This is a genomic window from Bradyrhizobium sp. (genome assembly GCF_049581145.1).
In the GTDB taxonomy this organism is placed as follows: Bacteria; Pseudomonadota; Alphaproteobacteria; order Rhizobiales; family Xanthobacteraceae; genus Bradyrhizobium.
Genome location: NZ_JBAURI010000673.1, coordinates 1 through 9,419 on the forward strand (window position 1 = coordinate 1; position 9,419 = coordinate 9,419).

The window sequence follows — 9,419 nt, forward strand, 5'->3', positions numbered from 1 at the left end:
GGCGAACGCAATGGTGCGCGCCAGCTCGATCCGCGCGTTCGCCGCCGGCAACGCCTCCGGCGACACCAGCGACGGCACCAATGCCGGTGCCGCCACGCTATAGGCGACCGTTCCGCACACCGCGAGAAAGCCGAGCACGGCGAGCGCCGGCAGCGTGAGGGCGCCGAACCAGATCAGCAGCAGAATCGCTATGAGCGCCACGGCGCGCAGGGCTTCAGCGGCCGCCATCAGAACGCGCCGGGAGATGCGGTCGGTGAGCAGGCCAGCCGGGATCGCGAACAGGATGAAGGGAGCCGTCAGCGCGGTCTGCAACAGCCCGGTCTGGCCTTCGCCGACGCCAAGCGATAGCACGGCGACGATCGGAGCCGCGGCCAGCGCGATCTGCTCCGCCGATTGCGCGGCGAGGTTGGACCAGGCGAGGCGATTGAAGGTCGGCGGGAGATGATGGTCGTTGCGGTCCGTCATGGGAACTTCCTGTGCGTTGCCATCCGCAACATGGGAGCTTGGCCGCCCACAACCCACCCGATTTCTGATCAGCCGGCTATCGCGCGCCGACGGCACATCCGCGGCGAACACAAGAGCAGCCAATCGGTCTCGCCGCGGCACATGCCGGAGCAAGCGTGTCCAGGGCTGATTTGCGCTTGGAGTGCTGGACCGGAAGCCGCCTCTTGAGCGTCCCGCGGTCGGTGCATGGAGAAAGCTCAAGCGGTGCCGAGAGATATTCTCTATCCCTGCAGCGTCACCAGTCCCCAGCTCTTCGGCAGCGTCCGAAACGCCAGATGGGTGCCTTCGTTCAGCGCGAAGGTCCTGAAGCCATGACGAGCCCAGGCCAGTTCGAGTGCCTGCTTGGTGAAGATCGAGATGTGACCGTTGCGCGGCCCGACATACCACCAGGATACGCCGTATCTGTCGAAATCCACAGGCTGCGTGAGCGTCGAATAAAACACCGCGCCGGGTTCGGCGATGCAGTCGACCATCCGGGCAATGCCGGTGAGGGGATCGGGGAGGTGCTCGAGCGTCTCGAAACACGTCACCAGATCGAATTTGCCGTGCGGGCGGCGGGCAAATTCCGGCACCATGGGATCGTAGGTCACCGCTTCCAGAAAGCCGGTGGCGCGAAGCGCCGCACAAAACATGTCGTTGCCGCCACCGAAATCGAGCACCCGCATGCCAGCCTTGTGCTGCCCCCAAAGTCCGCTGACGGTAAGTGCGTTGTTGTTGGGTCGCCTGGTCTGATAGTCTGGATCGAACACACCGTAGCCATCGTTGTAGATATGCGTCTTGAACTGTTCCTCGCTCCAGTCGTCGAAGGCGTCGGTGAAGAGAAAGCCGCAAGCCGCGCAGCGGCGATAGTAAATCGGCACGCCTGAGAGCGGCGGTTGCACCCCGCCCGCAATTTCACAGGGCCGATTGATGTCGACGACGCCATAGAGCGCCGAGGGACCCGCGCAGATCTTGCACGATAGCGCCGCCGCCGAAATGGGCCGCAGGCCGAGGTGATTCGAAGACATGGCTGGACTCCCCAAGATCGCGCAGCGTCATGTGCATCAAAGCGCGGGAACGCAATTCTCTCACGCGGATACCAGCCGCCGTAGGCGGGGCACGGCGGCGAGGCGAGTCGGTGTCTGCCCGCCGCGCCACATCAAGTCAGGGTTAATGCTAATTTTTCATTAACCGGCGCAGACCCGAGGCGTCGGGACAGGTGAAAGGACGGTTACGACCAAATGCATCGCCGGCCAGTTGGTCATCCGGACAAACGGCGGCGCCGCGTCGCCCGATCGGAACCGGTGCGATCTCGATCGGCACTGTGCGGCTTGGCATACGGAGCAGCTGGTTTGTGCGGCGCGGCGGGCGACGGCGGAGGGCTGATTGCTTCCGCGGCGGCGCTAGATGCAGTTGCAAATGAGTTGCATTAAAGAGGATTATGGTACATGGTATAGCATGGATGCCAAATCTGCCAATTTGTCTGCCGAAACCGGACGGAAAATAACCTCGGCGCCGCTGACGCTCCCCGCCGGTTGGCGCCGGGCGCGGGGCGAACCGTCGCTCGCCGACATGTTCGCGTCGGTCCGCACCGACCGGGGCGGCTCGTTCGGGCGCAAGCTCTTGGCCTTTCTCGGCCCCGGCTACCTCGTCGCGGTCGGCTATATGGATCCCGGCAATTGGGCGACTTCGCTCGCTGGCGGTGCCAAATTCGGCTATGCGCTGCTGACTGTCGCGCTGCTCTCCAATGTGATGGCGATCGTGCTGCAATCCCTGTGCACGCGGCTCGGCGTCGGTGCGGGCCGCGACCTCGCGCAGGCCTGCCGCGATTCCTATCCGCGCTACATGGTCTGGCCGCTATGGTTGTCGGCGGAAGTCGCGATCACGGCGACCGACCTTGCGGAAGTGATCGGCACCGCGATCGGCCTCAATCTCTTGTTCCACATCCCGCTCGCCATCGGCGTCGTCATCACCGCGCTCGACGTCTTCCTGATCCTGGCCCTGCAGGCCTTCGGCTTTCGCTGGATCGAGGCGTTCGTGGTGACCATGCTGGGCGTGATCGCGGCCTGCTTCGCGGTGCAGATCGCGCTCGCCGATCCCGACTGGGGCGCGGTGATCGGCGGCTTCGTGCCGGGCAGGGATCTCCTGGCCAATCCCCAGATGCTGTATCTCGCGCTCGGCATCCTCGGCGCCACCGTGATGCCGCATAACCTCTATCTGCATTCCGGCCTGGTGCAGACCCGCGGCTATGGCGACACGGCGGACGAGAAGCACGAAGCCATCGCGCTCTCGACCCTCGATTCCACCATCGCGCTGTGTTTTGCCTTCGTGATCAACGCCTCGATCCTGATCCTGGCGGCGGCGACGTTTCATCGCACCGGCAAGACCGACATCGCCGAGCTCGATCAGGCGCATGCCTTCCTGGCCCCGCTCTTGGGCTCGACCCTGGCGCCGACGCTGTTTGCGATCGCGCTGTTGTGCTGCGGCCTGAACTCGACGATCACCGCGACGCTGTCTGGCCAGATCGTGATGGAGGGGTTTCTCAACTGGCGGATTGCGCCGTGGCTGCGGCGGCTGGTGACGCGGATGATCGCGATCGTGCCGGCGGTGGTCGTGACGATCTGGGCCGGCGGCAAGGCGACCGGGCAACTCCTGATCCTGAGCCAGGTGATCCTCAGCCTGCAACTGCCGTTTGCCGTGGTGCCACTGGTGCTGTTCACAGCCAGCCGCGCCAAGATGGGGCCGTTCATCGCCCCGCGCTGGCTGACTGCGCTGGCCACCGTCACGGCGGCGCTGATCATCGCGCTGAATGCCAAGCTGGTGTGGGACTACGTGCTCGGATGAAGAAACGAATAGCGAGTGGCGAATAGCAGTTTCCCGATTGGGCTGTTCGCTCCTCGCCCCTCAATCCTGCGGCTCGGAGGCCACGTCGCCGCAGGCGTCGACGCGAAGCCAGCCGGACGGCGCCAGCCGCTGCTGCGGCAGATAGCGGCCCTTGTAGTCCATCTTCTTGGAGCCCTCGATCCAGTAGCCGAGATAGACGTAGGGCAGTCCCTGCCGGCGGGCGCGGGCGATGTGGTCGAGGATCATGAAGGTGCCGAGCGAGCGGCTGACCTGCGAGGGTTCGAAAAACGAATAGACCATCGACAGCCCGTCGCTGAGCACGTCGGTCAGCGCCACCGCCACCAGCTCGTCGCCGCGGCCGGTGATGCCGCTGTCGATACCGCGGCGGCGATATTCGATGATGCGGGTCTCGACGTGGCTGTCCTCCACCATCATCGCGTAATCCAGCACCGTCATGTCGGCCATGCCGCCATGGCGGTGCCGGGCGTCGAGATAGGCGCGGAAGATCGAATATTGCTCGGAGGTCGGCACCGCGCTGCGCTGTTCGCCGACGATGTCGGCGTTGCGGGCGAGCACCTTGCGGAAATTGCGCGAGGGACGGAATTCATTGGCGACCACCCGCACCGAGACGCAGGCGCGGCACTGGTCGCAGGCCGGACGGTAGGCGATCGACTGGCTGCGCCGGAAGCCGCCGTGGGTCAAGAGGTCGTTGAGATCGCCGGCCTTGTCGCCGACCAGATGCGTGAACACCTTGCGCTCGTGCCGGCCGGGAAGGTAGGGGCACGGCGAGGGCGCCGTCAGATAGAACTGAGGGGTATCACGCGAATGCTGGGTCAAGGAGTTCCTTCAACCTCCAGGGCGGAGTGGGGCTGCTATCCTCGCGCCCCGAAGGTTAACGGTCAATCGGTTAAGTTGAGTTAAAATGTCCGGGCCGGCTGTCCTACGGGGGCGCGGACGGAATTGTTGATGACCACGGTTCCCAGCACGAAGTCGTGCAGCAGCCGGCGGCGGGCGTTGAGCGGCCCGATCAGGAGCACGAACGGCGACAGGACCGAGATCGAAATCCAGAACACCACGGCATGCATCGCCCCGAGCACGAAATAGCAGGGGGCGCCGTACCAGGTGCGAACTTCCAGGTCCATCAGCCGCATGCCGATGGTCGCCGAATAGGGCCCGCCGAGCGTGGCGCCGTAATAGAGCAGCGCCCAGATCACCGACGCCGGCGATACCAGCCAGAACAGCGCCCAGCCGAGGCCGAGCGTCACCAGGCCGAACACCGCGATGAATACGACGGCGAGCGCGATCGGCACCGCGATCACGACCATATCGATCATGAAGGCGATCACCCGCCGCGTCAGCACACCGCGAAACAGGTCCGGCTCGGAATAGGGATCAAACGCGTGCGGCCGGATATCCGGGCCGCCGTTGCTACGCCAGCCGCCGCCGGTATCACCCGAACCGCTATATGACATGACCCGTCCTCCAGACCGTCCCGCGCCATGACATGGGAACCGTCGGGGTCCTTGCAAGACCTCACGTTAACCAAGCAAGCGCAATTTTAGGGCGATACTGCGGTCGCGAGGGCCAGAGCCTTGTGCTTTCTGGGCCTCGCTTTCTCGGTCGAGCCGCTGAGCCCTGCTTTTTCAGTCCGGTTTTCTCAGCGCTGCTGTCTCAGCTTTTCCGCCGCCTGCGGCGCGAAATAGGTGAGAACGCCGTCGGCGCCGGCTCGCTTGAACGCCAACAGGCTTTCCATCATGGCCCGTTCGCCGTCAATCCAGCCATTGTTGGCGGCGGCCGCGATCATGGCGTATTCACCGGACACCTGATAGGCAAAGGTCGGCATGCCGAAGGTATCCTTGACCCGCCGCACGACGTCGAGATAGGGCATGCCGGGCTTCACCATCACCATGTCGGCGCCTTCGGCGATGTCGAGCTCGACCTCGCGCAGCGCCTCGTCGGAATTGGCGCTGTCCATCTGATAGGTGCGCTTGTCGCCGCTCAGGGTTTTGGCCGAGCCGACTGCGTCGCGGAACGGCCCGTAGAAGGCGGAGGCATATTTCGCCGCATAGGCCATGATCTGTACGTCCAGGAATCCGGCCTGATCCAGTGCCTCCCGAATCGCGCCGACGCGGCCATCCATCATGTCCGACGGCGCAATGATGTCGCAGCCGGCTTCCGCCTGCACCAGCGCCTGGCGCACCAGCACCGCCACCGTCTCGTCGTTCAGGATCTTGCCGTCCTCGATCAGGCCGTCATGGCCGTGGCTGGTGAAGGGATCGAGCGCGACGTCGCAGAGCACGCCGAGCTCGGGAAATTCCTTCTTGATGGCCCGCACCGCCTTGCAGACCAGATTGTCGGGGTTCAGCGCTTCCGAGCCATGCTCGTCGCGCAGCGACGGCTCCGTATAGGGAAACAGCGCCAGGCAGGGGATGTTCAACGCCATCGCGCGCTCGGCATCACGCACAACCTGGTCGATGGTCAGCCGCTCGACGCCCGGCATCGAGGCGACTGTTGCGCGCGCGTTGTGCCCGTCGGCCACGAATAGCGGCCAGATCAGGTCGTCCGTGGTGAGGACGTTCTCCCGCACCAGGCGCCGCGCCCACTCCGCCTTGCGGTTGCGGCGCGGCCGCATCGTCAGCGCCAGGGAAGGAGCCGCAGCCGCCGCCTGAGGCCGCGTCGCGTCGCGCAATTCGATCGGACGCCCGAATTTGATCGCCATGGGATTGCCTTTTTCCTGGAGCCGCTGTCTGGGTCGCCGATTGGATTTATTCCAATTCCGGCGTTTGTCTACCACCTGTGCGCGCCATCGTCACTTGACCTGCCGCAAGGGCGACCTTGCGGCCAAAGGATTGATTTTGCGGCGCCGAGAGGCCAAGACTCATGGTCTATGTGACCTGGGCTTCAAGCAATCCGCGTGAAGGCCTTCTCCCGCCATGAGCTGCCCGCATGTCTGACACGCCCTCGCGCGACCCGGCGCGAGACCATCCCATTCCGGTCGGGATGTCCTCGGAGCGAATTGAACGCGACGACAATGCGTGGACGCGGCGCCTCGTGCTGTTCCTGCGCATCATGGCGGTGCTCTCGATCCTGAAGGGCCTCTATCACTGGGCGCAGGTGACGGGCTTCATCGGCGGCGAGGAAGATGCGTTCGAAAACCAGTCGACGGCCTGGCAGGCCGCGACGGTCTATTTCGCGGTGATCGAGCTGGTTGCCGCGGTCGGTCTTTGGCTGGCGACGCCCTGGGGCGCGGTGGTGTGGCTCACCACCGTGGTGTCGATGGCGGTGATCGAGCTGATGTTTCCCGGCATCTATGGCGGCAGCCTCGTGGTGGTGGGCCTGGAGGCCGTGATGCTCGCGGCCTATCTCGTGCTCGCGTGGATGGCCGCGCGCGAACGGCCGCCATAGCGGTCGCGCGGCTTCCTAAGATTTTCTGCGAATTCCGCGGTAAGGTTTGATTGACCTTGCCTGGTCCGCCACATCCGTTACGCGGACCTTTCGCGATGTGACCGGCCTGTTTTGGAATGCGACAGCAGCGCAAGACGAAACGTGAACACAGCCTGCGGATCGTCAATGGAAAGTTGCGAAAAGTCCCTTTCCCGCAGGCTTAATCGACGATTCACTGTCTTAAATTCATTCTCTCTTTATTCTCTTATTTAAGCCGATCTTCAAACCGCCCCGCTTAAATTGCGACTATCAGACGGAACAAAAGTTTCGTCGAATAAGTCGGAAAACGACGACAGGGGACGTGTCATGATGAAAGCCGTTGCGACGGCGGCGGAAGCCGCTGACCGCGCTGCCGGCCAGGCGCCGGTGCAGCCGCTCTATCTCGAAGCCTTGACCTTGGTGGAGCGGCTGCATCGCCGCCTGCTGGATGTCATCAAGGATGAATTCGATCGACGTGGCCGCTCCGACATCAATTCGGTGCAGGCGCTCCTGCTCTACAACATCGGCGACAAGGAATTGACCGCGGGCGAATTGCGCACGCGCGGCTACTACCTCGGCTCCAACGTGTCCTACAATCTGAAGAAGCTGGTCGAGCTCGGCTTCCTCGATCATCAGCGGTCACGCGTCGATCGCCGCTCGGTGCGCATTCGCCTGACCCCGCAGGGCCAGGAAATCCGCCGCATCGTGGACGCGCTGTATCAGAAGCACGTCAAGACCGTGGAGCAGGTCGGCGGCATCTCGAACGAGGAGTTCGCGACGCTGAACAAATCGCTGCACCGCCTGGAGCGGTTCTGGACCGACCAGATCCTGTACCGCCTCTGATACCTGCGAATTCAAGGCCACGCCGGCTGATCGAGAAGACCGGCGGGCCAATTCGTTCTTGAACCTTCCCCTTGGCGCATCGGCCGTTTTCGCGGCCGGTGCGCCCTGTTTTTTTGCGGTGCCCAGGTCGGGCGACCACAATGGAACTTGTTCCCGCTTGCAGGCTTATCCCCTGCGAAGCAAAGGAGTGAGGCCATGCTGGTCGAGCGGGGAATGCGCGTCATGAATGTCGGGGTGGTGGGCGACGCCTATGCCATAGCCTCGAACTATCTCCGCCGCTCGGGCGCCATCCCCGACAATTTCGTCACCAATGACCGACTGCTCGAAATCGTCGTGCAGCTGTTTCACAGCGGTGAATGCAACAAGATCCGGCTTGCCAACAAGGCGATCGTCGCGTTCGAAGCCGCCCAAGCCGACCAATTCAAGCCAACTCGTCAAGCCAACTGATTCAAGCCTCCAGCTAATTCCAGCTGACGACATGCCAGAGGACTCCATGGAAGCCGCCATCGACCGCATCATGATGACCTATGATCTGCTGCTGAACCGCACCGCCGCAGCGAGCGCCGACGCGCGCGCCAAGGTGACGGCCTATATCAACACCCTGATCGAAGCCGGCGAAAAGGACACCCATCGGCTGACCGTATGCGGGCTGACCTATCTGCGCCAGCTCGATGGCACCAATGATCCGGTGAAGGCCGGATATACGGGGCTGTGACCGACCTCCGCGCAAGCAACCTGCAACCCGCCATGGGCGGGCTTGACGCGGCGATCCACGTCTTCATCGCGGCGGAACGACGCTGACGTGGCTGCCCGCGACGAGCGCGGGCATGACGAGTCATAGACTGGCGCTTCTGGTCTGATATCGTCGAGCTCAACGACAGGCCCCGAGGCAACGTCCATGCTCACCCTGCATCACCTCAACGATTCCCGCTCGCAACGTATCCTCTGGCTGCTGGAGGAACTGTCCGCGCCCTATGAGCTGGTGCGCTACCAGCGCAATCCGGAAACGAGGCTGGCCCCGCCGGAACTGGCAAAAATTCATCCGCTCGGCAAATCGCCCGTCATCGTCGACGGCGACATCCGCATCGCGGAATCCGCTGCCATCGTCGACTATCTGATCCGGCACTACGGAAAAGGCGCGATGATGCCGTCGCCTGATAGCGTCGACTACGAAGCCTATAACGAGTGGCTGCATTATTCAGAGGGTTCGGCGATGTTGCCGCTGATGCTCAACCTCTATGTCTCGCGCCTGAAGGACGCCGGCGCACCGCTGCATCCGCGCATCGACAGCGAGATCAAAAATCATCTCGGCTATGTCGACGGCGCGCTGCAGGGCAGGGCGTTCTTCGTCGGGCCGTCGCTGACCGGCGCCGACATCCAGATGAGCTTCGTCGCCGAGATGGCCAAGGTGTTCGGCAAGCTCGGACCTTATCCCGACCTTGCCGCCTGGCTGTCGCGCATGCACGCCCGCCCCGCCTTCCTGCGCTCGGTCGAGAAGGGCGGGGCGTACCGGTTTGCGACATAGCCGGTCCGTAGTCTCGAGGGGCGAAGGCGCAAGCCGGAACCCACCATCTCGCCGCCGGGCTGTTCCTGGGCTAATCCGGGCGCTTCGTGCCGTGGGATCGCGAAGATGCATCCAGATGGCGCCGCCGGAGAGTTGGTGCACGGCTTCAACAAACTCCACGTCGTACCGGCGAACGCCGGGACCGTGCGTCTGTGATGTTGTTCTGTCAGGAGGTGAAAGTCCGACCCATGTGAAGTCACGTTACATGTAGCGGAAGGCAACTGCGTCGTTCAACTGCGGGATGTGGGAGACGGGGTGGAGA

General features: G+C 63.6%; 11 protein-coding genes. 6 read left to right on the forward strand and 5 right to left on the reverse strand.

From position 1 onward, the window contains the following. Positions 1–465, reverse strand: a 465-nt coding sequence (locus WCB02_RS21935) for an MFS transporter (protein WP_423961353.1), incomplete at its 3' end; no start/stop codon positions are given. 260 nt (positions 466–725) lie between these two features. Next, positions 726–1,511 (reverse strand): class I SAM-dependent methyltransferase, encoded by a 786-nt coding sequence (locus tag WCB02_RS21940; RefSeq protein WP_423961355.1) that lies wholly within the window; start codon positions 1,509–1,511, stop codon positions 726–728. A gap of 430 nt (positions 1,512–1,941) precedes the next feature. On the opposite strand from WCB02_RS21940, the gene WCB02_RS21945 reads away from it, so the two are divergent. Further along, complete coding sequence (locus WCB02_RS21945) at positions 1,942–3,327, forward strand: Nramp family divalent metal transporter (protein WP_423961357.1); 1,386 nt, start codon at positions 1,942–1,944, stop codon at positions 3,325–3,327. Between the two features lie 60 nt (positions 3,328–3,387). On the opposite strand, the gene WCB02_RS21950 is transcribed toward WCB02_RS21945, so the two are convergent. The 3 genes from WCB02_RS21950 to hemB all read right to left on the reverse strand — a co-directional run bounded on the left by WCB02_RS21950 (position 3,388) and on the right by hemB (position 6,046). After that, the gene (locus tag WCB02_RS21950; protein ID WP_423961358.1) at positions 3,388–4,164 is read right to left on the reverse strand and encodes an arginyltransferase; all 777 of its coding nucleotides are present in this window, start codon (positions 4,162–4,164) and stop codon (positions 3,388–3,390) included. Between the two features lie 80 nt (positions 4,165–4,244). Next, a complete protein-coding gene (locus WCB02_RS21955) occupies positions 4,245–4,799 on the reverse strand; it encodes an RDD family protein (RefSeq protein WP_423961359.1) in 555 nt (184 codons plus the stop codon). A 185-nt stretch (positions 4,800–4,984) separates the two neighbouring features. Next, the gene (gene hemB / locus WCB02_RS21960; protein ID WP_423961361.1) at positions 4,985–6,046 is read right to left on the reverse strand and encodes a porphobilinogen synthase; all 1,062 of its coding nucleotides are present in this window, start codon (positions 6,044–6,046) and stop codon (positions 4,985–4,987) included. A 227-nt stretch (positions 6,047–6,273) separates the two neighbouring features. Here hemB and WCB02_RS21965 point away from each other — a divergent pair, with 227 nt between their 5' ends. The 5 genes from WCB02_RS21965 to WCB02_RS21985 all read left to right on the forward strand — a co-directional run bounded on the left by WCB02_RS21965 (position 6,274) and on the right by WCB02_RS21985 (position 9,118). Next, on the forward strand, positions 6,274–6,732 hold the full coding sequence (locus tag WCB02_RS21965) for a DUF6163 family protein (protein ID WP_423961362.1): 459 nt from the start codon (positions 6,274–6,276) through the stop codon (positions 6,730–6,732). Between the two features lie 345 nt (positions 6,733–7,077). Next, the gene (ldtR, locus tag WCB02_RS21970) at positions 7,078–7,593 is read left to right on the forward strand and encodes a transcriptional regulator LdtR (protein WP_423961363.1); all 516 of its coding nucleotides are present in this window, start codon (positions 7,078–7,080) and stop codon (positions 7,591–7,593) included. 195 nt (positions 7,594–7,788) lie between these two features. Continuing rightward, a complete protein-coding gene (locus WCB02_RS21975) occupies positions 7,789–8,040 on the forward strand; it encodes a hypothetical protein (protein WP_423961365.1) in 252 nt (83 codons plus the stop codon). Between the two features lie 46 nt (positions 8,041–8,086). Then, a complete protein-coding gene (locus WCB02_RS21980; protein ID WP_423961368.1) occupies positions 8,087–8,308 on the forward strand; it encodes a hypothetical protein in 222 nt (73 codons plus the stop codon). A gap of 183 nt (positions 8,309–8,491) precedes the next feature. Next, positions 8,492–9,118 (forward strand): glutathione S-transferase family protein, encoded by a 627-nt coding sequence (locus WCB02_RS21985; RefSeq protein WP_423961367.1) that lies wholly within the window; start codon positions 8,492–8,494, stop codon positions 9,116–9,118. Positions 9,119–9,419 lie beyond the last annotated feature (301 nt).